The sequence below is a fragment of the Niastella sp. sgz303648 genome, assembly GCF_059587045.1.
On sequence record NZ_JCAPSW010000004.1, the window covers coordinates 340,330 to 363,521 of the forward strand.

Annotated in this window: 16 protein-coding genes and 1 tRNA gene; 10 read left to right on the forward strand and 7 right to left on the reverse strand. The window is 42.8% G+C overall.

The annotated features are described in order from the left end of the window. Positions 1 to 45: 45 nt before the first annotated feature. On the forward strand, positions 46 to 1,695 hold the full coding sequence (locus AC59IL_RS14125) for a recombinase family protein (RefSeq protein ID WP_496553089.1): 1,650 nt from the start codon (positions 46 to 48) through the stop codon (positions 1,693 to 1,695). On the opposite strand, the gene AC59IL_RS14130 is transcribed toward AC59IL_RS14125, so the two are convergent. Further along, positions 1,655 to 1,728, reverse strand: a tRNA-Met gene (locus tag AC59IL_RS14130). The genes AC59IL_RS14125 and AC59IL_RS14130 overlap by 41 nt on opposite strands. Positions 1,729 to 2,817: 1,089 nt before the next feature. Continuing rightward, positions 2,818 to 4,146, reverse strand: coding sequence for a vanadium-dependent haloperoxidase (locus tag AC59IL_RS14135; RefSeq protein ID WP_496552793.1), 1,329 nt, complete (start codon positions 4,144 to 4,146; stop codon positions 2,818 to 2,820). 330 nt (positions 4,147 to 4,476) lie between these two features. Here AC59IL_RS14135 and AC59IL_RS14140 point away from each other — a divergent pair, with 330 nt between their 5' ends. Further along, the gene (locus AC59IL_RS14140) at positions 4,477 to 5,520 is read left to right on the forward strand and encodes a sensor histidine kinase (protein WP_496552794.1); all 1,044 of its coding nucleotides are present in this window, start codon (positions 4,477 to 4,479) and stop codon (positions 5,518 to 5,520) included. Then, positions 5,513 to 6,199, forward strand: coding sequence for a LytR/AlgR family response regulator transcription factor (locus tag AC59IL_RS14145; RefSeq protein WP_496552795.1), 687 nt, complete (start codon positions 5,513 to 5,515; stop codon positions 6,197 to 6,199). The genes AC59IL_RS14140 and AC59IL_RS14145 overlap by 8 nt, the downstream gene beginning before the upstream one ends. A 106-nt stretch (positions 6,200 to 6,305) precedes the next feature. On the opposite strand, the gene AC59IL_RS14150 is transcribed toward AC59IL_RS14145, so the two are convergent. Together AC59IL_RS14150 and AC59IL_RS14155 are read right to left on the reverse strand one after the other, a co-directional pair. Next, complete coding sequence (locus AC59IL_RS14150) at positions 6,306 to 6,992, reverse strand: LytR/AlgR family response regulator transcription factor (protein ID WP_496552796.1); 687 nt, start codon at positions 6,990 to 6,992, stop codon at positions 6,306 to 6,308. 28 nt (positions 6,993 to 7,020) lie between these two features. Beyond that, positions 7,021 to 8,607, reverse strand: a complete 1,587-nt coding sequence (locus AC59IL_RS14155) for a sensor histidine kinase (protein WP_496552797.1) — start codon at positions 8,605 to 8,607, stop codon at positions 7,021 to 7,023. A gap of 343 nt (positions 8,608 to 8,950) precedes the next feature. Between AC59IL_RS14155 and AC59IL_RS14160 the strand changes: the two genes are divergently transcribed. The 3 genes from AC59IL_RS14160 to AC59IL_RS14170 all read left to right on the forward strand — a co-directional run bounded on the left by AC59IL_RS14160 (position 8,951) and on the right by AC59IL_RS14170 (position 12,963). Next, on the forward strand, positions 8,951 to 10,540 hold the full coding sequence (locus AC59IL_RS14160; protein ID WP_496552798.1) for a flavin monoamine oxidase family protein: 1,590 nt from the start codon (positions 8,951 to 8,953) through the stop codon (positions 10,538 to 10,540). A gap of 167 nt (positions 10,541 to 10,707) precedes the next feature. Then, on the forward strand, positions 10,708 to 11,877 hold the full coding sequence (locus AC59IL_RS14165) for a pyridoxal phosphate-dependent aminotransferase (protein WP_496552799.1): 1,170 nt from the start codon (positions 10,708 to 10,710) through the stop codon (positions 11,875 to 11,877). Positions 11,878 to 11,967: 90 nt separating this feature from the next. Continuing rightward, positions 11,968 to 12,963, forward strand: coding sequence for a Hint domain-containing protein (locus tag AC59IL_RS14170; RefSeq protein ID WP_496552800.1), 996 nt, complete (start codon positions 11,968 to 11,970; stop codon positions 12,961 to 12,963). A gap of 162 nt (positions 12,964 to 13,125) precedes the next feature. On the opposite strand, the gene rbp is transcribed toward AC59IL_RS14170, so the two are convergent. Further along, positions 13,126 to 13,458 carry an RNA-binding regulator gene (rbp, locus tag AC59IL_RS14175; protein WP_496552801.1) on the reverse strand — a complete coding sequence of 111 codons (333 nt, stop codon included), beginning with the start codon at positions 13,456 to 13,458 and terminating at the stop codon, positions 13,126 to 13,128. Between the two features lie 310 nt (positions 13,459 to 13,768). Here rbp and AC59IL_RS14180 point away from each other — a divergent pair, with 310 nt between their 5' ends. Continuing rightward, complete coding sequence (locus AC59IL_RS14180) at positions 13,769 to 14,020, forward strand: hypothetical protein (protein WP_496552802.1); 252 nt, start codon at positions 13,769 to 13,771, stop codon at positions 14,018 to 14,020. Between the two features lie 102 nt (positions 14,021 to 14,122). After that, a complete protein-coding gene (locus tag AC59IL_RS14185; RefSeq protein WP_496552803.1) occupies positions 14,123 to 14,560 on the forward strand; it encodes a DUF3592 domain-containing protein in 438 nt (145 codons plus the stop codon). A 58-nt stretch (positions 14,561 to 14,618) separates the two neighbouring features. Here AC59IL_RS14185 and AC59IL_RS14190 read toward each other — a convergent pair whose 3' ends face one another. Together AC59IL_RS14190 and AC59IL_RS14195 are read right to left on the reverse strand one after the other, a co-directional pair. Further along, on the reverse strand, positions 14,619 to 16,115 hold the full coding sequence (locus AC59IL_RS14190; protein WP_496552804.1) for a M28 family metallopeptidase: 1,497 nt from the start codon (positions 16,113 to 16,115) through the stop codon (positions 14,619 to 14,621). Between the two features lie 195 nt (positions 16,116 to 16,310). Continuing rightward, positions 16,311 to 17,921 carry an OmpA family protein gene (locus tag AC59IL_RS14195; protein ID WP_496552805.1) on the reverse strand — a complete coding sequence of 537 codons (1,611 nt, stop codon included), beginning with the start codon at positions 17,919 to 17,921 and terminating at the stop codon, positions 16,311 to 16,313. A 271-nt stretch (positions 17,922 to 18,192) separates the two neighbouring features. Here AC59IL_RS14195 and AC59IL_RS14200 point away from each other — a divergent pair, with 271 nt between their 5' ends. Further along, entirely contained in the window at positions 18,193 to 19,401 is a 1,209-nt protein-coding gene (locus tag AC59IL_RS14200; RefSeq protein WP_496552806.1) for an acetyltransferase domain-containing protein, read from the forward strand. A 601-nt stretch (positions 19,402 to 20,002) separates the two neighbouring features. Then, the gene (locus AC59IL_RS14205; RefSeq protein ID WP_496552807.1) at positions 20,003 to 23,179 is read left to right on the forward strand and encodes a SusC/RagA family TonB-linked outer membrane protein; all 3,177 of its coding nucleotides are present in this window, start codon (positions 20,003 to 20,005) and stop codon (positions 23,177 to 23,179) included. Positions 23,180 to 23,192 lie beyond the last annotated feature (13 nt).

Below are 23,192 nucleotides of genomic sequence, written 5' to 3' on the forward strand. Positions count from 1 at the left end.
TTTACCAACTTTCGTTATTTTTATATAACTCATATTTTGACGGTGATGAATAATCTTGACTACTTTAAACGCTTTGTGCCGAAGAAAGACGATGCTGCAAACGCCAATACAATTGTTTGGTCTTACACCCGTGTTTCCTCGAAAGAACAATTTGAACGCTTTAACAGTGTTGAATCACAGAAAGAAGCGAACCGACAATACGCAGCCAAACATAATTACACTATATCGGATGAATTCGGTGGGACGTATGAAAGCGCCAAGTCGGATTTTACCCGGAAAGAGTTCAAGCGCCTTATTGATAAAGTAACGGAAAGCCGGAAAAAGCCTTACGCCATATTAGTTTATAAAATGAGCCGCTTTTCCCGCTCCGGCGGAGGTGCCATTGGCCTTGTTAATACACTGGTCGAAGATCTAGGTGTGAATTTGATTGAAGTGTGTAGCGGCCTGTCAACAACCACGGAACGGGGAAAGGCGGCCATCTATGAAAGCCTGTTTCATGCCTTCAAAGAAAACCTTGAACGGAAGGAACTGACATTGCCTGGAATGAAAAATTTTCTGAAAAAGGGTAATTACTTGGGCCAATGTCCAACCGGCTATGATCATTACGGCCCGCGCGTACGTGATGAAAAGTTTTTCTCCTATCGCCAGCGTATTGAACTCAACAAAGAGGGCGAGCTTTTGCGTGAAGCATGGCAATGGAAAGCATCGGGTCTTTATACCGATGCCCAAATATTGGCAAAGCTGGCCGCGCATGGCTTAAAGCTGCGCTATCAGAAGCTAGGTAAGATATGGCGTAACCCGTTCTATGCTGGCGTGTCATGTTCAAAATTGCTGGACGAGCCGGTAAAGGGCAACTGGGTGCCTATTGTTTCAGAGAAAGACTTTATGAAGGTGCAGGCCATCCTTGAAGGTAGTACGTCAGGGTATCAGCATAATAATGATCATGACCTAAGACCACTGGCCCACTTGATGAAATGCAGCCAGTGTAATTCGTTTATGGTAGGTTATATGGTGCGTAAAAAGGGCCTCCATTATTATAAATGCAACAAATGTCGCGGCGTCTCTGTAAATGCGCTGACAACGTTAAAAGCGAAACGTAAAGGTGCAAATGATTTATTTGTTGAATTTCTGGATAAGCATAAGCCACATGAGGCAATATTCTCTTTGGTCAAAAAGCAATTGATCAAGATATTCAATCATCTTAATGACAACCTTTCAGAGCAGGATGAAGCACTCAAAATGCAGGCAGACAAGTTGGACAAGCAGTTAAAAAACCTGAAAATTCGTCATGCTTTGGGACAGGTGGATGATGAGGCTTACTTTCTTGCCTTGACCCATCTGGCCCCGCAAATCGAGGCAGTAAACAAGGAATTGAATAACTATGCGCCTAAAATATCTAACCTCGAAAAATTGGTGTCGCGTTCATTGGAAAAACTGCGCAAACTCAGTGCTGAATGGGTTTCCAGCGCTTTGGAAAAAAAGCGCATCATTCAAAAGATTCTATTTCCGGACGGAATACTATACGACGCAAAAAATCATCATTATCTAACCAGTAAAACGAATTTCTTCGTAGCATTAACGCGCTTAATATCAGAGTTTTATAGCGAAAATAAAAACGGGCATTCTCAATTTTGTCTTGAAAATGCCCGAACAGTAGCGGGATCGGGAGTTGAACCCGAGACCTTTGGGTTATGAATCCAACGCTCTAACCACCTGAGCTATCCCGCCGGTTTTCCAACCGGTTTTAACACCGGCGGAAATAATGGGGTGCAAAAATAGAGAAATTTAGGCTTAGTAAAAATTTTATTGAAAAGAATTTGTTGGGGCTGAACTGATACATTTTCAAAGAGTAGGAACATTTATTCAGATCCGGACCGGCGATTTTTAGTAAACCTTGCCCCTTCACGGAAATCGCCGGCTGCTTACCTGAAAACCAAATTCAAAACCTCGTCCCACTCTACCCCTCCCAACATTAACCCTTCGCCATTTTACATTTATCACCCCTCAACTCATTTTCTACCCCTTGCAGCCCGATTTTCCCCCTTGCCTGGGCGATTTCGACTAACGACATTCCGGAATGCCACTCTCTCCAACCCTATTTCACGTTCCCCCTTTTTTATACACCCGTCGCCCTATCAATCTTCTCACCCCACAACTCATTTTCTACCCCTCACAACCCGCGTTTTCACCCTGGCAAGACGATTTGAGCTAACGACAACTCAGTTTTATCATACGATCGGGCGCACCGAAGCTATGCCCTGCCTTGCATGAAACTAACATTCAGACAACATTAGCCTACAATCCGATCACCAATAGCTACAACCCGACCGACCGGCATGCCAAAATGAATGGTGATCGCTTCAATCGAAATGATGTGGTCCTCAATTCAACCTGCTGTACCTTAAAATCGAAATGCGAACACCATAAATCAAATTGCAGTCATCTTTACTCAAATTGCTACCATGCAAACCCGGCTTGTTACCATACTAACCCGCATTGCACACTATTATATTCGCATAGCCGGCATGCCAACCTAAATGGATGACCGCAACCACATTTTGTCGCACTACCGGTACATCAATTTGAATAGTCGGTTCGCACACACACGCTGCCGGCATTAGAAAACGCATAGGTGTGGATATTATTTGTAACGTCGCCGCTTCAAAACGCATTACCGGCTCATATAAAAGTGTTACCAGCTTCTGAAATCGCGTTGCATTCACTAATAAACGCGTGCTCACTACCTCAAAACGCGTACTGTCCAATTCTTGCGTGCAGCCTCCTTCAATTTGCACTACCGGTACATACCCGCACCCCTCACTCCTTCACCACCCCCATCCCCTCGCCTGCCCCATCTGCCTTTGCTTTTTGTATAATTGCTCCCGCAACTTTTCGGCCAAGATCCAGCGCCACTTCATTATCGGTACGAAAATGGATGCCGGCCTGAAAACGTGATTCGGCGGCATCTTTGGCTCTCTCGCGAAAGTATGCCTGCTCCGCAGGAAAGAAATACGACATCAGCTCACTCATTACACCACTGATGGCCGCATGCCCCGATGGATAACCGGGAAACGGTGGCGTTGGTATCAGCGAGTGCCAGGTGGTATCGTACTGGTTCGGACGAATACCCCAGTATGCATACTTGGCATCCCAGCAGGCTACAAATCCATCATAGCTGCCAATGGCGGTGAGTGCATACAGGCGCGCTGCCCGCGGCGGGTTCAGGTGCAGGTTGTATTCAAATATTTTTTTGTTCAGCTCATCGGCCCAAAAATTTTGACTGGCCCAGAAAAATGCATTCGACCTTGAGCTGAATGTTTGCTTATAATTCTTCATCTCTTCCATGTCTTTTGCAAAGTCGGGCGGCGGCGCGGGTCTGAACTGACTGCTGCTATCAAGCACAACGGTTTTGTCTTTGCCTGCCAGCGGATACATCGGATGTTTTCCTGTCCACACACCGGGGCCCTGCGGCATCTTTCCATCCCAGGGCGTTTTTGGGATATAGTTGGCGGTAAGGGCAATTTCTTTTTCGGCAATTGTTTTGCCCAATTCAAAGCCGGCCCGGGTATCGGAAGGGAAAGCCACACCTGCTGCTACTCGCGATGTCATTAGCTGCTGCGCCATGCGATTTACCGAATCTTTCATGGCCGGAAAAAAATGTGATATAATGGTGACTGCAACTCCCGCCGCTACCGAGTATTCGCAGGGATAAGATGGACTCTCGGGTTTTGGTACCAGCGCTTTTATCCGGCTATCTGCCGCAAATGGCCGTGGCCGGTTGTATGCATATTTGGTATCCCAGGCGGCTATGGTGGCATCGTAAATGGTAACGCCCATCAGCATGTTGGCCAATGCTCCGTTGTAACCGGTGTCGGTCATCCACAATCCAAATGCCATATCGGTCCAGCGATAACCGGGCGCACCGGTATTCCAATACAAAATAGCCTGTCGGCCGGCAGCATCTGGTTGATGCTGCGCTGTAAGCACCTGCGCTATTTCATTTTTGTAGGAAGATGGTGCAGGTAATCGAAAATCCCTGCCCGATGTAATGAACCAGGTTTTCCATTTGCCGGCATCCGGTTCAACCTGTGCCTGTATATTGACTGTCATTATCAATACAGCTATAAAGCATAAAATCTTTCTCATAAAAAATAAGTATTTTATACAACGTTAGCTGATTACAGCAAGAGCAGAATTGTGTCGTCAATAAAAACAGGGTTATCGTATACAAACAGCGTGAATGGTGAATGGTCAATGGTGAATGGTGAATGGTGAATAGGACAATGCTAAAAATAGACTGTATAAAATTTATTGGCAACTTACAACCGGGCATTGCAGCCCATTGCCTGGTCACTATTGCCTACTGCCCATTCACCATTGACCATTTCCGTTCATTCGTTTACCATAAACCTTATTCCATAGACAAAAACAATAAACGGCTACTTTTTACCGAAATTTATCGCACAAACAGCGGGCATGAAAACTGGCATCAATCAAAAACGGTTTATATTTTATATATGGCTTGCGCTTGCCTGGTTATTCATACGCGTGTTGGTTAACCTGTCGCATGAATCTGACCCATTTTGGGCAAGAATGATGAATGATCTTTGGCGAACTCTATATGTTACGGTTCTCAACTACTTTCTTTTCGAATATACTATCCCTTTTATAAAGTTTCGCTGGAAAAGAATACTGGCCGGATTGTTCCTGATATGGCTGCACATTATGATGTATTCTTTTGGTTTGTACGCCTGGCGGTTAATAGGCATCGGATTTCATCTATATACTCCTATACCAGCTGTTGCTCCTATAGGAGACGTGCTCGAAACACAAATGGGTTTCAGCGTTGGGTCTGTTTTCTTTTTCGGCATCATAAGGCATATCTATGGTTATATAAAACTAAAACAGGCAGCACAACAACTGCGTATCGAAAAACAACAGGCCGAACTGAACTATCTTAAGTCGCAAACGAATCCGCATTTTTTGTTCAATACATTAAATAATATCTATTCACTGGCAAGAGATAAAAGCGACCTGGCGCCTGAATCTATTTTACGGCTGTCGAAAATTTTGCGTTTTATGTTGTACGAAGCCGGCGGGGAGTATATCGCTATCGAAAATGAACTGAAGATCATCAGCGATTATATTGCCCTTGAAAAACTTCGGTACGATGAATCGTTGCACATCAATTTTAACCACGATATCGAAGATATGAAACAGGCCCTGCCTCCCCTGCTGCTGATTCCGCTGGTTGAAAATGCATTTAAACATGGCGCCTCCGAAACAACTGATCGTCCTTTTGTTGATATTCATCTTTCGGTAAAAAAGCGGCAGCTTACTTTTATTGTAAGAAATTCAACCGGAACTTTTAACGAACAGCCGGATGTAAAAGAAAACATTGGGATTTCCAATCTCAGGCGGCAGTTGCAGTTATTGTACAGTGATTATGATCTTTCGCTTCAACGCAACGAACAGACTTTTACCGCAACTTTACATATAAATCTGGCAAGCCATGTCTAAAATAAAATGCATTATAATAGAAGATGAGCCACTGGCTGTAAAAGTGCTTACAGACTATATTGCCCAGGTGCCCTTCCTTGAACTGCAGGCATCGTTTAAAGATGCTATTCTGGCAACCGATTTTCTGCGGCATAATACAACCGACCTTATTTTTTTAGATATACATCTGCCGAAATTAAAAGGAATGGCTTTTTTAAAAACGCTCACTCATTTACCGGCAGTAATTGTTACCACCGCTTATCATCAGTATGCGGTAGAAGGGTTCGATTTAAACGTAACCGATTACCTGTTAAAGCCATTTGAATTTGAGCGCTTCCTGATAGCGGTAAACAAAGTGAAGCCTGCGCAAAAACCGGTATCCACCGAAAGCCCTGAAACAAAAGACTACCTGTTCCTGAATGTTCAAAAAAAGAAGGTTAAAATTCTGTTTTCCGAAATTGTATACGTCGAAAGTCAGCGCGAATACATTCGCATCGTTACCACCAAAACCGCTTATTTGTCGAAGATAAGCACACACGAAATTGAAGAATTGCTGCCTACCAGTTTGTTCAGGCGCATTCACCGGTCGTTCATCGTTTCGGTAAATAAAATTGATTCGTATACAGCCGACACAGTTGAAGTAAATGGCGTTTCTATTCCTATTGGCAGAGGTTACAGGGATATTTTAGAAAACCTGTAGCGTTTTGGTGTGATAAACACAGACATTCTTTTTATTTTATCCGGGTAAAATTATTGCTGGTAAGCTGAACAATAGCTGTGTTTCCGCGGCCCGATTACAACCGGGGTTAAATTATCTTCGCCACTTCACCCGCATAGCTGGCCCCAACAGGCAGTTCTGTTTGTTGTATCCACACACTGTTTTTTTCGAGTTTTGTTATATGTTTTTTCGCAACGATATAAGAGCGATGTATGCGCACAAAAAACAGTTGGGGCAATAATGCTTCCGCTTCACTCATGGTTAATCGGGAAATTATTTTTTTGTCGGCCAGCACAAACTGAACGTAATTGCCATTGCTTTCGGCGTACAAAATATCTTTTAACTCAACTCGTACCTGGCCATAACCACTTTTTATAAAAACAGTGCCCGGCTCAGCCAAATAACTATTGTGCTGCCTTAATTCAAACTGCTCTCTTGCTTTGTTACAGGCTTTTAAAAAACGGGTAAGCGAAAAGGGTTTTAACAGGTAATCAATAGCATCCAGCTCAAAGCTCTGCACCGCATGTTCGCTGTAGGCAGTGGTAAAAATCACCATGGGTGGGTTGGCTATCGATTTCAAAAAATCAATACCTGTAATGTCGGGCATCTTTATATCAAGAAATATCAGATCGATCTTTTCTTTATGTAAATAATCAGCCGCTTCAAATGCATTGGTGAAAAACGCCTTCATATTCAAAAAAGGAATTTTTGCGGCAAGATTTTTTACCACCTCCAGGGCAATTGGCTCATCGTCTATAGCGATAGCTGCAAGCATGTATTATTTATTAAAGTACAAATATCGCTTATGGTTCAATAGAAATCTGTACAAAAAATTCTTTCCCATCTCCGTTCACTGATATTTGAAATTTACCAGGGTACATCAACTTTAAACGTTCCATCACATTCTTTAGCCCAATGCCCGATCTTTCGTTCTCGGTATCATCGGCTTTTTTATCATGCATGCTGTTACGTACTTCAAACAATATATTTTTTTCGGTACAGGTAAGTGCAATACTGATCCACGATCTTTCTTTCATGCTGATACCATGCTTGAACGCATTTTCAACCAATGGGATCAATAACATGGGCGCGATTTTATGAGGACAGCTTTGATCGTTGATATTATCCTCAATAATGATATCGGGCGAAGATTTTGTGCGTAGCTTCTGTAATGCAATATAATTTTTGAGGTAGTCTATTTCTTTATTCATTTCAATATAATCGAGGTTATTTTCGTGCAGCATAAACCGCATCATATCACCCAGCTTTTGAATACCACCGGCGGTAATGGCAGCATTTTCCTGTAAAGCCGTACCATACAGCGTGTTCAGCACATTAAACAAAAAATGCGGATTGATCTGCGACCTCAGGAACTGCAAATCTGTTCTCGACTTTACCAGTGCTTTTTCTACAACTTTTAACTGTAGTATTTTATCTTTTTTTGTTTGATAATACCACCAGGTAACCGGTGTTACAATAAATAACTGAATGGCCCATCCATATAAAAAAAAGAGGGGTGTTGGTTTTCGGTCGGTAATAGAAACCAGGGGCATGGCATATATAAAAGAAGCAGACAATAACCTTATGATTATTTTTTTACTAAAGAAACGATTATCGCCTTTCATAGGAAACAGGTAGTAAACGTTATTTATGAACATGGCAAAAATGGCAGAAACCGCCAAAACATACATGGCATAAAAATGATTCCCCTCAACAATTTTGAAAGTAGCCATCAATAGCGCCACAACAATCAATTGCAGTACAAATGCAGTAATCTTATTACAAATTAAAGTATTGAACGCCCGTTGTTTTGATCTTTCAATCAGGTTGATTATCACTTCTCTCGCACCTGCATACAAAGCGTATAGCAAGAGCATTGAAATGGCATCGAAAAAACCTTTAAATACGTTTAGCTGCGCCGGATGTTCATTGAACTGCCACTCGCCTTTGAAATAAGAGGCGATATCAATAGCACCGGCCAGTATAAGCACAATAAGCGTTACCAGCATAAAAAGCCAGGCGTATTCTTTAAATATTTTTTTGGCGAAGGGCTGAAACGATTCCTTCAACATTGTTATTTCCACTTTTTTGGGGAACAGTATGCGGGGCACAGCATAAAGGCTCAGCAATAAATAAGAAAGATATATAAGTAACCCGGGTATCACATCGGGCAATATCACATTCCTGTATAAACTGAATGGAACATGCCTGTCATTAAAAGGGCCGGCAAATCGCATACTGATCTCGCTGTTTGAAAGATGGTATACAGTCCACAGGTAATTCGACAATTTTGCAACGGCTAATATGGTAACCAGTATAAGCTCATGTTGCCGCCATCTTATTTTCAAATCATTACCTGGTTGCTTTTGATCGGGAAAGCCAGTTGTCATACTACTTATTTTACCGGCAAAATAGCCATCAAACCACAGCCTGTTTTTGAAATGTGATAAAACTGCCGGCAAATGTGATAAAACCTGCATAATGCCGCCTGCATCAGAAATGCAGTGGCTTTAAAAGATCCTTCGACTATGTTCAGGAGAAAAAATCCATTAATTATTTTTCATTTTTATGCCGCTAATCCTGCATAAACAACATTCTTACCTATTCCATCCCACACATATGCGCAGTTTTTTGTAAATTTATCTAGTTTGTAAAGCGAAAGCACCATATACCATTTTTTGCAATATGTTTAGCAAATTGTATATGTTACGAATTACGACCTAAGCAACTGCTATGAATGAATGTTTGACCCGTCGAAATTTTCTCACCAAAATAGGTGTGCTCACTGGTGCTGCTTATCCGGGTATGATGGCTATGGGCATGCTAAAAGCGGCCCCTGTTCATCCGTTCGATCTGCAGGGCCAGGGCAACGGTAAAAAAGTAATTATTCTGGGCGCGGGACTGGCAGGCATGGCCGCAGCTTACGAACTTACCAAATTGGGTTATGTATGCACCCTGCTCGAAGCCCGTGAAAGAGCCGGCGGCAGGGTGTTTTCTATCAGAAAAGGCGCCGCTACCGAAGAAGTGCAAAACGGCAAAGCCATTGCCGACTTTGATGAAGGCGTTTATTACAATGCTGGTCCCTCACGCATTCCTCATCACCACGCCTTAACATTACATTACTGCAAAGAGCTGGGCGTTCCATTACAGGTATACAATAATACCAACGAATCGGCTTATTTTTTCAGCGAAGGTACCGGCAGCTTATCAAATAAAAAGATCCGCAAACGTGAAATTCATAACGATATGCGCGGTTATATGGCTGAGTTATTATGCAAAGCCATTGACACCAAACAATTAGATAGCAGTTTGAATAAAGAAGATGGCGAAAAGCTGCTTGAATACCTGCGTGCTGAAGGCGGATTGAATATCGATGCCTTATATAAAGCCTCTGCCCGCAGAGGTTATATTGAACCGCCGGGTGCGGGTGAAAAAACCGGTAAAATTGCCGACCCGTATAAACTCGCTGATATCATTGCCTCTGGCCTCACCAGTCCTGAATTTTATAATGTGGCTGAATATGTTTACGAACTGCAGGCAACCATGTTTCAGGCAGTAGGCGGTAACGACAGCATCGCCAAAGCATTTGAAAAAAAAGTAGGGCATCTTATCAGGTTTAATACCGAAGTAACCACCATTAATAATACAGCAACCGGCGTACAAATTACCTGTAAAACCAAAGGCGCCGAACAACAGCTGCAGGCAGATTTTTGTATTTGCACCATTCCTTTGCCTGTACTAAGCAATATCGATCATAATTTTTCTTCCGATGTAAGCAGGGCCATCGACAAAATAGTATACATACCCACCGGTAAAATGGGCATGCAGTTCAGGCGTCGTTTTTGGGAAGAAGATGAAATGATCTATGGCGGCATCACCCATACCAATAATATATTGTACCAGCTTTTTTACCCGAGCAACGATTATCTGGGCAAAAAAGGTATGCTGATCACCTATTACAATTTTAACGACAGGGCTAAAACAATTGGCGACATGTCGTATAAAGACCGCGAAAAGGTGGCTTTGGAAAAAGGAGTACTCATACATCCGCAATATGAGCAGGAGTATGATCACAAATATTTTTCTGTTAGCTGGCACAAAACAAAATATTCGCTCGGCGGCTGGGGAATTTATTCAGAAGAAGAAAGACAAACACACTACAAAAAACTGTTAGCGCCCGATAAGCAGGTATATTTTGCCGGCGAGCATTTAACCTATTTAAACGGATGGATGGCCGGCGCTTTGGAATCGGCGCGTACAGTATCAACGGCGTTACATGCACGGGTAACCGGGCAGCGGGTGAGTTATCCTGCAGTAAGTTGAATTGACTTTACAATCTATATATCCTTGTAATCCGATTTGCTTCGTCATTTAGTCTGCCTTCGATACGGGGTATGGCAGACACAGGCATTTGCACATTTGCATATTTGCACATTGACACATTTGTATTTGACATTTTCAAATTTGCTAATTTTCAAATTGATAATCTTATGGCAACAACATTCATGCGCCGCGCTTTTTTGAAAAAAAGCGCCCTGTTAACCGGGGGACTTATTTCTTTACCTGCTGTGTTCAATAATGTAAATGCAGCGCCGGAGGCTGCAGGCAACATGCAGGATGCTCGTTTTTATCATCCTGATCAGCTGGCGTTCGAAACAACGCCTCCCGATATTGTTGCAAGATTACTCGCCAATGAAAATCCTTTTGGTCCATCGGCAAAAGCCAAAAAAGCTATTATCGAATCGATCGATCTCGCCTATCAGTATCCCATGCAAAGTGTAAATGAGCTTGAACAAAAGATTACCGAATACGAAGGTCTTGGGAAAAACCAGATATTGCTGGGCTCAGGATCATCGCCGCTGCTGGCTGCAGCCGCATTACTTTTTGGTAAGGGAACTATTGTTTCGGCTAATCCCACCTACGATGCGCTGCTGGTACAAGCCGAAAGACTGGGTACCAAAGTAATAAAAGTACCGTTGACTGCTGAATATGCCTTCGACCTCGATGCCATGGAAAAAGCCATCGACAGCAGCACGTCGCTCGTATATATCTGTAATCCCAACAATCCCACAGCAACGGTTACCGATAATGCCAAGTTGAAGGCTTTCTGTGAACGGGTGTCGAAAAAAACAACCGTGTTTGTAGATGAAGCCTATATCGATTACCTCGATAATCCGCAGGAGGTTACGCTGATAGGTAATGTAAAAAAAGGCCAGAATATTATTGTAGCCAGAACCTTTTCGAAGTTATACGGCTTTGCCGGTTTACGGTTAGGATATATTATAGCATTACCCGAAATGATCAATAAGCTAAGCCTGTACACGGCAGGGCCCTGGTGCATATCGTCTCTTGCCCTGAATGCAGCCATAGTGGCTTACCAGGACAAAGAATTTTTACAAAGCGCTTTCAATAAAACCATGGAATCGAAAAAATTCCTGTACGAAACTTTAAAGGCCGAAGGTTATGAATACATTCCTTCTTCTGCCAACTTTGTGATGTTCCCGTTAAAAATGGACGGGCCGCGTTTTGCAGAGGAAATGATGAAACGAGGTGTGGGCATACGTTCCTGGAAATTCAACGGCAAAGACTGGTGCCGCGTAAGCATTGGTAAAATGGAAGAAATGCAGGCCTTTGCAAAAGCGTTTAAAGAACTTTCCTGATAGAGTGAATGTTGAATGCCCGCCCGGATGACCAGGTCGGACGGGGTCAACAATTTTTGAATTTGGTTATTAAACTCAAATATATCGTCAATGAATAAATTGATTGTGATTTGTGCGCTGTTTATATGCTCATTACAATTTGTACAGGCTCAAACATCGAAAGGCATTAGCATTGAACAATACGAAAAATCAAAAACCTTCCAGATCAAAGATCTCGATAACGACACTTATATAAAGTTCGATAACAACACCTATGTATTAGACCGCTACGAAGGAAAGAAACCGTATTTTATTACGGGCGATGACAGTTTGAAAAAAAGGATTGACCTGTATACTTTGATCGCAAAGGCCGAAGGTAAAGAACTGGGCACCATCATTTATTACACCAACGAAAAAGGCAAAAGATATACCACCTGCCTGCCCAATCTGTTCGCCGATCGCGCCGTGTGGGAAAAGTATTTCGAAGACATACATGCCATTGATAAAGAAGAAAAGAACTATGTGTTGAAATTATCGTACGTGTTGTCGAAAGAGTACAGCTATCAAACCTACAAATCATCTTTAAAAGGCAAGGAAATCGACCGGTCAGAAGCCGGCACCTATGGTAACGATATTTGCTTCCCGGGCGATGAAGAAATCACCATGGCAGGCGGACAAAAAAAATCGCTCAGAGAAATACAACCCGGAGATGAAATTGTAACCGTTAACCCAATTACACATCAACCGGCAACGGTTACTGTAAAGCAGCTGATTGCGCATGAAGCAAAGAATTATGCCATTACACATTTAACATTAATAGCCGTTAAAACCAGGATCACAAAACGTGGTTACGAAGTACAATTAAATGTAAAGGAAATGGAAGCCACGCCCAATCATCCCATGCTCACCGGAACAGGCGTTAAAAAAATGGGTGCGATAAACGAAGGTGAAGCAGTGCTGTGTTTGAACGATGCAACCGGAAAATATGAAACCTATACCGTATTCAATAAAGAAGAAAAAGCCAACGGCGTACAAAAAGTATATAACATTGATGCCGCCGGCGGAAAAACATTAATTGTAAATGGCGTGCTGGTGATGCAGAAATAACCGGAGAAGATACAAGGTTCAAGGCACAAGGTTCAAGATTCAAGTTTTAAGATGCAGCAATACACAAATTATTAGCCCTTACTATTGACGCCCCTTTGGGGATGGGGGTAAAAAAAGAAACCTCCCGATGCATCGGGAGGTTTACTGTAAAATAGCAATATTTTACCACCTGTTGTTTTTCTTGTAACCGCCGCCGCCGCCGCCATAATCACTTTTGAAGGGGCTTTTACCAGCACCACGAGCAGGTCTGTCTTCTTTCGGTTTTGCTTCTACCACTTTAATGGTTCTGCCATCCACTTCAGCCTGGTCTAATTCAGCGATAGCTTTTTTTGCTGCTTCATCATCAGGCATTTCAACAAATGCAAATCCACGTGATTGACCAGTGAATTTATCATTGATTACTTTGGCAGATGATACTTCTCCATAAGGAGCAAAAGCTTCTCTTAGGTCTGCATCTGTTATATTGAAGCCTAAGTTTGAAACGTAAATGTTCATTTCGTTATGATTAAATAATTAAAAATATCTGAGAAGGCAACAAGTAAGGACTTAATAAAAATGCAGATTGTAAAAACTGATTAATTAACATTACTAAATGCGAAGCTCAAATTTGACACCGCAAAGGTAGTCAATATATTACCAATAACCTATTATTTCCTTCTTTAAATGATTTTTTAACAAAATATAGTGGCAATTTCAGGCGGGTTTATACGAAAATACAGCACATTTCATGGGTAAAACCTTACCTTGCCTGCACCAGCGAATTACAATAACCGTTTAGCCATTATTCAAGCCATATCAATTTCATATGAACAACAACACTGTTAAAAGCAATTATTACGGGCATCACGAAGAGAAATTGTTTCCCGAGCAGAAGCAATTAATCACTTACAGCTATAACCAAAAAGAGCATACGATAATCGGAATAATAGAAGAAAAGAATGGTTTTTATTATCTGTACGAGTACAGAGGCAAATATGTAGGCATTGAATTTTACATTTCTTTTGCTAAAGATTCAAGCGTGTATAAGCTTATTAAGGTTGATGATTACAAAAGCTGATATCCGGATGTTTTTTACAATTTTTTAACTATATACTGCATACGAAATAATCCCCTGATAGCGTAATATTCTTTACCGGGAATTAACCTCCGATTAAAGAATATGGTAATAACCCGAACAAATTTCTTCCTGAGCCTTTTCCTGCTATTGATAATTCCATTACTGGCAAACAAAATTGTTTGGCTGATACAGTCACATAAAACGAAGGGCATTTATGCCTTCCACTCACCCGGTAACGCGCTTGATCAAATCAGAATAACTTACTCGGTCATTTATTTCAAACACGGAAGGGATACGATTTGGATCAAAGGACCGGCCAATCTTTTTTTAAAACCCGGCACCATTGTTCCTGTAAGATACCGGCCGCAAAACCCTTCCGATGCAAAAATCGATAGTTTCTTTGGCATTTGGTTCGCTACTATCATTTATGGTGGTGTACCCTCTCTGATACTACTCGTTATTTTTTTAACTCCGGGAATAGTTCCCTGGCAATCAAAGCTGCGATTAACTATCAAAAATCCTTTTATACAAATTGTATAGCGCAGGCCATAAGGTCCGGGAAAGGGGTAGTATAGCACCGGCCTTAAGGCCCGGGTTATCATCGCTCCAGCTTAAATCCCGGCTCCAGCTTCGGGCGTTGCTGATTGTTAGCAACGGTAAAACCGGTGGCATACATCCAGCGGGCAATTTTGGTAACCTTTTCTACATTGATCGATGAGGCTTCATCGGCGGGTGTATGGTATAAAGGATGCGGCAGCGTACTGAAGAACAGGGCGGGAATATTCTTTTTCGCATATGGAAAATGATCGCTGCGAAAATACCAGCCTTCGGGATGTGATGCATTGTCCCACGCCGTGTCTAACTTAAACTTCGGGCCCTTTGCATTTTCCTGCAACGCTATATTTACCAGGTCGCCTGAACTGCGATGCGGCGGAATAACGCCCAGCAGTGCTGCACTATCGGGTGCATTGGCGCCAATCATATCTCCGTTTAATACGGCTACGATCGATTCGCGCGAAACGGTAGGATGATCGGCAAACCAGGTGCTGCCAAACAACCCTCTTTCTTCTGACCCATGCCACACAAATAAGGCAGAACGTTTGCCCGGCTTTTGATGAAAGGCCCTGCCAATGGCCAGTAATGCCACACTTACGGTTGCATTGTCATCGGCTCCATTTAAAATAGAATCCTGGCCCGGTTGAATGTTGCGTACGCCATCATGATCCTGGTGGCCGCTGAACAACACATACTCTTTCGATAGCACCGGATCGCTGCCTTTTATTTTCGCTACCACATTCACTGAAGGATACGTAAACGATTCGCTTACGATCTGCACCTGCAGCCGTGCGTTAGATTTTACCAGGTCAAGCGCTTCTTTTTTTAACCAGATGATGGGAATATCTTTCAACTGCTGGCGCTGCTGAAATAAACTGCCTTCGATCTGATACGATCCTCTGCTGTTGTATTGCGTTGCCCGTGGCCATGCCTGTTCGGCCAGGTTATCCGATACAAAAATAATGGCCTTCACGCCTTTGGCGCCCAGCTTTCGGGCCCAGGCATTTACAACAAAACCTGTATATCGCCAGGGAATGGTTTTTCGCGGATCGCTGATACCTTTTGATGAAAACTGCAACGCCACCACTTTGCCTTTGATGGTTTCTTCTGCCACCGTATCGGGATCTTCGATAAATACTACCGGCGCATCTATGGTTGCAAACGACGGTTCGTATACAATGGCATCTCTCCATAAATCAAATGAACGCATTCCTATTTTTATGGTACTGCGACTGCTTACGCGCTCGCGTATTAGTGAAAAAAACTGAAAGTACGATCCGTCGTCGCCGGCCGGTTCCAGACCGGCTTTCCGTGCTTCTTCGGCCAGCCAGGCCGATGCCTTTAACTCATCGAGCGTGCCGGCTTCGCGACCGCGAAAATGATCATCAGCCAGAAGGTAGAGGTCTCTTTTAATATCGTCCTGACGAATGGCATCTATCGGCGCTTTTTTTGTTTGTGCATACAGGGTATAGCCGGTTATAAATAATATAATGATCGCTGTAATAATTGTTTTTAAAACAGATAATACACTTCGCCACATATTGAATGATTTGGGTGCAAAAATAAGTCAGGTTTGTACCGGTGTGACAAAATATTGGTAGAATATATAAATCAGAGGGTTTTCTGTGCCGTAAGGCACAAAACATTCCTTTCCTACTTAAAAAAATGAGGTGAGCCCCTTTACAGAGACTCACCTCATTAGCACATTAGCAAATTAGCTAATTATCACATTGATTTAATTCTTCATTATCTTAAACTCAACGCGTCTGTTCAGCTGCCTGTTTTCATCGGTATCGTTGGGCGCTATAGGTTTCGATTCACCGTATCCTTTAGAAGTAATTCTGTTCGGCGCTATGCCTTTCGACAGAATATATTCCATACAGCTTCTTGCACGGTTATCACTGAGTTTGAAGTTGTATTCATCGGTACCATAACTATCGGTGTGCGCGCTCATTTCAATTTCAATAGCCGGATTTTCTTTCAACAGTTTTACCACGCGATCTAATTCAACAAACGACTCCGGACGCAGATCCCATTTATCAAAGTCGAAGAACACATTGTTCAGACGAACGATCTGTCCTATTTCAATGGGCACCAGGTACAGGTCTTTATGAATTTCCTTGTAACCGGCCTTTATCATCGAATCGAGGTTCAGGTTTTCTGAAATAGCAAAGAATTTATCGGCTGTTGCACGAATGCTATAGTTCTTATCGTAAGGCAATACAATTTTAAACGAACCATCGGTAGGGCTCGATAAACCGTTGCCGGCTTCGGCGCCATCGGGCAGGGTTTCGTAAATAAGTGATGCACTAAGCGGTTCTTTTGTTTTGGCATTGAATACATTGCCACTTACCAGTATAACCGGATTTGGTTTTTCGCGCTCCAGCAGTTTCACGCGAACGATGTCGCTTTCGCCATAGGTGTCTTTGTTGCTGGTTAAATACGCATACTCACCACCGGCATCGAGGGTAAAAAACGCATCCCAGCCGTCGGTATTAATAGGGGCGCCCAGGTTTACGGGTTCGCTCCATTTGGTCCAGGTTTTATCGAGGCGGGTGGTCATCCAGATATCGTTATCGCCTAACCCACCGGGGCGGTTGCTGCTATAATACATGGTAATGCCATCGGCGGCAATGTATGGCGTCATTTCATCGCCGGGTAAATTAATCGTTTTGCCCATGCTTTTGGGTTCTGTCCAGCTTCCATCGGGTTGCAAAAAGCACACCCATAAATCGTTGTTGGCGCCGCCGGGTTCGGGCGTCATATATAATATTAATGTTTTACAATCGTGCGTCATGGTAGCGCCCGATGTAGTACCCCGATCGTATTTTGAGTAATTTTTGATACGCAACTCCTCAGGATCGCTCCAGCGGCCATTGGCCTTGCGAACGCACATACTTACCCCTTTTCCAAAATAAGCACCGCCATTTCCAAATGCACCACGTATTAAAATTCGGTTATTGTCGGGCGATATCCAATACACGGCGTTATACTGTACCGTGTTCAATGGATATTTTAAATGGCGTGCTTCCTGCCATACGCCGGCGCTATCGCGCTCGGCATACCATATATCCTGCGAATTGGGCACAGAATTGTATTTGGTGTTGGCCGGATGGTTTTCACAAATAAAAAATAACAGGTTGCCATCGGCCGATACGGTTGGCCGTAACTCAGGCAGATCAGAATTGATGTTGGTTCCTAAATTTTCGATTTTAAGGACCGTGTTCGCGGTAATAATATTATCCTTTTGCGCTATTAACTTGCCGGTATCACTAACGCTGGTTAATTGAGCGGTTGCCTGCTGCAGACACGCCACCAGGGTAAAAAAGGCTATGACTCTTTTCACAAGGTTGGATTTTATTAAAGTAATAACGTACAAACGGGCTGCTGATTGCGCGAATCGCATTGAGTATGATCATCTTCGGCAACCGGCAAACCGGCGGCGAATATATAAAATCAGTGAATTTGTTGTTATTGCAACTAAATCGCAGAATAAAATTCTAAATAAATAATTTTAAATGAATTTAATTCTGAAATTACATATATTCGCAGAACAAAGTACCAGACGAAGGCCCAAAGCTGTCCCCTTTTTATAATCAACAATATTTCAACATTTTATGGTAACCTTAGCCACTGCCGCACCGGTAACACCGGTGATAAGTAAACGCATTCATTCAATCGACCTGTTACGGGGTACCGTAATGATCATTATGGCGCTGGACCATGTGCGGGATTACTTTCATAATGCAGCTTTTTTGTACGATCCAACCGATCTTTCCCAAACCAGTACTACCCTGTTTTTTACCCGGTGGATCACCCATTTTTGCGCCCCCATATTTACTTTTCTGGCCGGCGCATCGGCTTATCTGAACGGCGCTAAGAAAAGTAAAAAGGAGTTATCGATGTTCCTTTTCACAAGGGGATTGTGGCTGGTGCTGGCCGAAGTATTGATCATTACGCTTGGCTGGACCTTCAACCCGGTATATCCCGTATTGATTCTGCAGGTGATATGGTCTATCGGTTTTAGTATGATGGTATTATCGGTAATGATCTTTTTGCCCGAAATACTGATTCTTATTACAGGCCTTGTATTGATTTTCGGTCATAATCTGCTCGATGTCTTTCATGCAACAGGCAACAGTGGCGGCGATTTTGTTTTTTCGGCCCTGCATGAGCAGCATTTTTTCGCGGCACAGCCATTTTCAGTTATGCTTGGCTATCCTGTAATTCCCTGGATCGGCATCATGCTCACCGGTTATGTATTTGGTAAAATGTATCTGCCGTTATTCGATGCCGCCAAAAGAAAAAAATTATTGATTGGGCTCGGCCTGGGCGCCATCGCGCTTTTTATCATCCTTCGGTTTATAAATATATATGGCGATCGTTCGCATTGGTCGGTACAAAAATCACCGGTTTATACCCTGCTTTCATTTTTAAATACCACCAAGTATCCGCCTTCTTTATTATATATTCTAATGACGTTAGGGCCCGCCATGCTGTTTCTGGCCTTTGCCGAAAAACCATTGAACCGGCTTACGGAAAAATTAGTGGTATTCGGTCGCGTACCCATGTTCTATTACATCGTTCACATTTATTTAATTCATGTACTGGCCGTACTGGCAGCAGTTATGTCGGGGTATAAATGGAGCGATATGGTTTTAACCGGCTGGGTAAGCATGAATGCGCAACTGAAAGGCTTTGGCTATAGTTTATGGCTGGTGTATGCATTATGGGCATTATTAATTATTGCTTTATATCCCTTATGCAAATGGTACGATAACTATAAAAGAGCGCATAGAGACAAGTGGTGGTTAAGTTATATTTGATATGTTTGTTGTTTGAGGTTTGTAGTTTATGGTTTGTGGTTGCTACCGCACTTTGGAAAATCATTATTACCCCGCGGCGCCCTTAAATTGTAACAGGATCAAAATCGCACAGTATGATTCACCGAAAGAACCACAAACCTCAAACCACAAACCAGAAACAAAATTTAGTTATAAATGGCCGTCAATTCGCGCTTTTCGTACAATTTATTGTACAGAAAAACGCGCTCCTGGTGCACCCTCCATGGCTTTTTACTTTTTACCTAAAATATTAATAAATAATTCATTACCCCATTAAAGTACCATACTTCCCCATAGCTTCTGAATTTATAACACACAGTTTACAGAACAAAAAAACATAAAAGCAGCAAATACGAACAACTGTTTGTCTTGAAAATATACCCCTGCACCCCGCCAGCAACTACCGCAATCTGCCCCATTCAAAACACGTCCGGCCTATACCTTTAAATCCCTGATCTACACAATCCGCCCCCTCACCTTCGCAAATTGAATCACATACCCCGAAAATGATAGTGATAATGGTGTGCCGTCTCCCGGCAGATCATTACTGGGCATTATTTTGTTCACCCTCAACATGAGATTTATGAAGAATGTATTATCCCTGATCTTCTTCTTATGCATGCTATGCTCAGCATACGCACAAACCAAACCGGTAACCGGCAAGGTTACCGATGCTTCCGGAAATCCCGTTCCGGGCATTTCAGTAACAATCAAAGGAACTTCATCGGGCACCACCACTAACCCTGATGGTACATTTAAACTGAACGTTCCTGAAAGCGCTACGCTTGTATTTTCAGGTGTTGGTTACGAGGCATCGGAAATGGCTGTACGAAACAGGGCCGTATTTGATGTACAGCTTGCCACCGAAGTAAAAGCCCTCAGTGAAGTGATCATTACAGGTACCGGTGTAGCCACCGAAAAGAAAAAATTGTCCATCGATGTAGCGAGTGTAGCGAACAAAGACCTTACCAAATCGGCTTTTTTGTCAATTGACCAGGCGCTTATAGGTAAAGTAGCCGGTGCGCAAATTCAAACCACTTCGGGCGAACCCGGTCAAAAAGCGAACATCATTCTGCGTGGGGTTAACTCGTTAGGATCAACCAACCCCATTATACTGGTTGATGGTGTTCAGGTAACAGATATCAACGGGCTCGACGTTGCGAACGTTGACCGTGTTGAAATTGCCAAGGGACCTTCAGCTGGTATGTTATACGGAGCTCAGGGGGCCAACGGCGTTATTCAGATCTTTACCAAAAAAGGAAGCCGTAATAAACCCATCTCCATTTCACTGGTTTCAAAAGTAAGTATCGATAAAGCCATATTGGGCAAAGACAAACGTTTAAGTGCCAAATACCATCACTTTCAGCAGGATGGCAGCGGCAATATTCTCGACCGCAACGGCGATGTGCTGCAACCCGATAGCAATGGCATGTGGCCCGAACCGGCTGAAGAAGATTTTAATACCGATTTCAATTTAAAGAATGACAAAACGTATCCTTCGAATTTGCCTTTATATAATCACCTTGAACAGGCATATCAAACGGCTGTTTCAACAACCAACTCCATTGGCATTTCAGGAGGCGGCAATAAATCTGACTACTCATTTACCCTGTCGCATCTCGACCAGGAAAATGTATTGGCCAATCACCTGCGGCGCACCAACCTGTCGGCCAACCTGGGCTTTGAATTGTTTAAAGGATTTACTGCACGCAACGCAACACAAGTAATATTGCAGGATGAAAACCTGTTATCGGGAACCTACAATGTTACCGATCGCATTAAATATAATGTCGACGCACTGTTTGAAGGCACCAATAACAACCGGTTCGAAATGGTCAACTCCTATCCCTGGATTGATTTTAAATCGAAATACAAAGGAACCGATCTTATTGTAGTACGGCCACGGGATGAAAACCAGCTGAACGTGTTGTCAGAACCCGACTGGCATAAAAGATATAGTAAAGACACCCGTATCATCAACAATTCGAACCTGAATTATAAGTTTCCGAAATTTCTTGAATTAGATTTTAAATATGGCATTGAATTATGGAATTCGGAATATCAGGACCTGTATAAAAACCAGGAATTAGCCCCACAGGTAGCATTAGGATTTTGGGGCGCCACACCGCAGGGATCTGTCAGAGACGACCATGCGAAATCAATTTATCAGAATGCGTTGTCGACTATTTATCTAAGAACAGATTTCAGGAAAGATTTCAAAATAGATATTCCTATCTCTACAACTACACAACTTTCCTACGACTGGAGAAAGTTGCAGTATACTTCCTTCTTTTCACAGGGCCTTAATTTGCCACAATATCCACCCGCCAATATTTCATCAGCTGCTCTCAAAACCAGTGGTGATGGCAGTTTTGACTACATCACCTATGGATATTTAGTAAACCAAACGATTGATTTCGGTAACTTATTTGGTGTTACAGGAGGCTTCAGATCAGATTATAACTCACAGTTTGGCGATCAGAAAAAGGCATTCACATTTGGTAGGGGAACGGCTTATTTCAGGTTGTCGGAACTGCTGAAAGCCAATAAGCTTACTGAGTGGAAACTGCGTGGCGCATATGGTGCTGCCGGTATTCCGCCAAATGAATTTGATGGAGAATATTATTCACGCCAAACAACGCTCGGCTCAATACAATTGGGCGAAGGGGTTGGGCTGTACGTGCCAAACATTCTCGGAAACCCCAAACTGAAAGTACAGGAAGTACGTGAGCTTGAAGTAGGAACAGATGTAGTTGTTATACCCGGTGATAAAAACTGGGTGAACCGGGTTAGCTTATCTTTCAGTTACTGGAAAAAGAATAATAAAAACAACATTCAATACGTAGATCTGCCTGCATCAAGTGGTACTCAGCAAATCAGAGATAACCTCATAGATCTGAGTGTAAAGGGCGCCGATGTTAGCCTGGATGCCAATATGTATACCAATAAAATGATCGACTGGACCCTTGGTGTTCGCTTTGGCACCTTTAAAACCAAAGTGCTGAAAGTTGCCAACGGGCGCAATTTTGTAAGCGGCTTATTTGTGGTAAAAGAAGGCGAATCGCTGGGTAATTTTTATACAGTTACTCCACTAACCAGCATCGACCAAATACGGCCCGATAAATCGAGATACATTCCCGAAGCCAATGCATCGCAATATGAATTAGTGAATGGCATTGTGGTAAATAAAGTAACCAAGCGCGCAACGCTTACAGATGCTACTGATCAGCGTATAACAGGTAATGCTTATCCTGATTTTACCATGTCGTTTATCAATAGCGTAACGTTATGGCAAAAACTAAATATTTCATTTCAGTGGGATTGGTCGCATGGCAATGAAATTTACAACCTTACCAGGCAATGGATGTACCGCGACAGGCTGCACAAAGATTTTGATAAGCCAATAACAGTTAACGGCGAAACGGGGGCCTTTGTTAATTTCTACAATAGTTTATACAATAGTGTGCAGCGTACCGGCTGGTTTGTTGAAGACGGATCATACTGGCGCTTACGTGATCTTACACTTACCTATCAGTTAGGAAGTTTATTGAATGTGCCATGGGTAAAAGGATTTGCCATTACAGCATCGGGAAGAAACCTGATAACGATCACCGATTATGAAGGGCTCGATCCTGAAGCAACATCTGCACAGGACAGCCAGGGTAACCGCACATTCGGGGCCGGTTCAAATATAGGAGCAGATTATTTTGCCATTCCCAACCTGCGCTCTTTTCAGTTTGGTATTAATATTCAGTTCTAAATATTAATAAGAA

Coding starts and splice junctions, on each gene's coding strand:
- AC59IL_RS14125 (WP_496553089.1), top strand. CDS start 46: ATGAATAATCTTGACTACTTTAAACGCTTTGTGCCGAAGAAAGACGAT.
- AC59IL_RS14135 (WP_496552793.1), bottom strand. CDS start 4,146: ATGAGAAAGATTTTATGCTTTATAGCTGTATTGATAATGACAGTCAAT.
- AC59IL_RS14140 (WP_496552794.1), top strand. CDS start 4,477: ATGAAAACTGGCATCAATCAAAAACGGTTTATATTTTATATATGGCTT.
- AC59IL_RS14145 (WP_496552795.1), top strand. CDS start 5,513: ATGTCTAAAATAAAATGCATTATAATAGAAGATGAGCCACTGGCTGTA.
- AC59IL_RS14150 (WP_496552796.1), bottom strand. CDS start 6,992: ATGCTTGCAGCTATCGCTATAGACGATGAGCCAATTGCCCTGGAGGTG.
- AC59IL_RS14155 (WP_496552797.1), bottom strand. CDS start 8,607: ATGACAACTGGCTTTCCCGATCAAAAGCAACCAGGTAATGATTTGAAA.
- AC59IL_RS14160 (WP_496552798.1), top strand. CDS start 8,951: ATGAATGAATGTTTGACCCGTCGAAATTTTCTCACCAAAATAGGTGTG.
- AC59IL_RS14165 (WP_496552799.1), top strand. CDS start 10,708: ATGGCAACAACATTCATGCGCCGCGCTTTTTTGAAAAAAAGCGCCCTG.
- AC59IL_RS14170 (WP_496552800.1), top strand. CDS start 11,968: ATGAATAAATTGATTGTGATTTGTGCGCTGTTTATATGCTCATTACAA.
- rbp (WP_496552801.1), bottom strand. CDS start 13,458: ATGAACATTTACGTTTCAAACTTAGGCTTCAATATAACAGATGCAGAC.
- AC59IL_RS14180 (WP_496552802.1), top strand. CDS start 13,769: ATGAACAACAACACTGTTAAAAGCAATTATTACGGGCATCACGAAGAG.
- AC59IL_RS14185 (WP_496552803.1), top strand. CDS start 14,123: ATGGTAATAACCCGAACAAATTTCTTCCTGAGCCTTTTCCTGCTATTG.
- AC59IL_RS14190 (WP_496552804.1), bottom strand. CDS start 16,115: ATGTGGCGAAGTGTATTATCTGTTTTAAAAACAATTATTACAGCGATC.
- AC59IL_RS14200 (WP_496552806.1), top strand. CDS start 18,193: ATGGTAACCTTAGCCACTGCCGCACCGGTAACACCGGTGATAAGTAAA.
- AC59IL_RS14205 (WP_496552807.1), top strand. CDS start 20,003: ATGAAGAATGTATTATCCCTGATCTTCTTCTTATGCATGCTATGCTCA.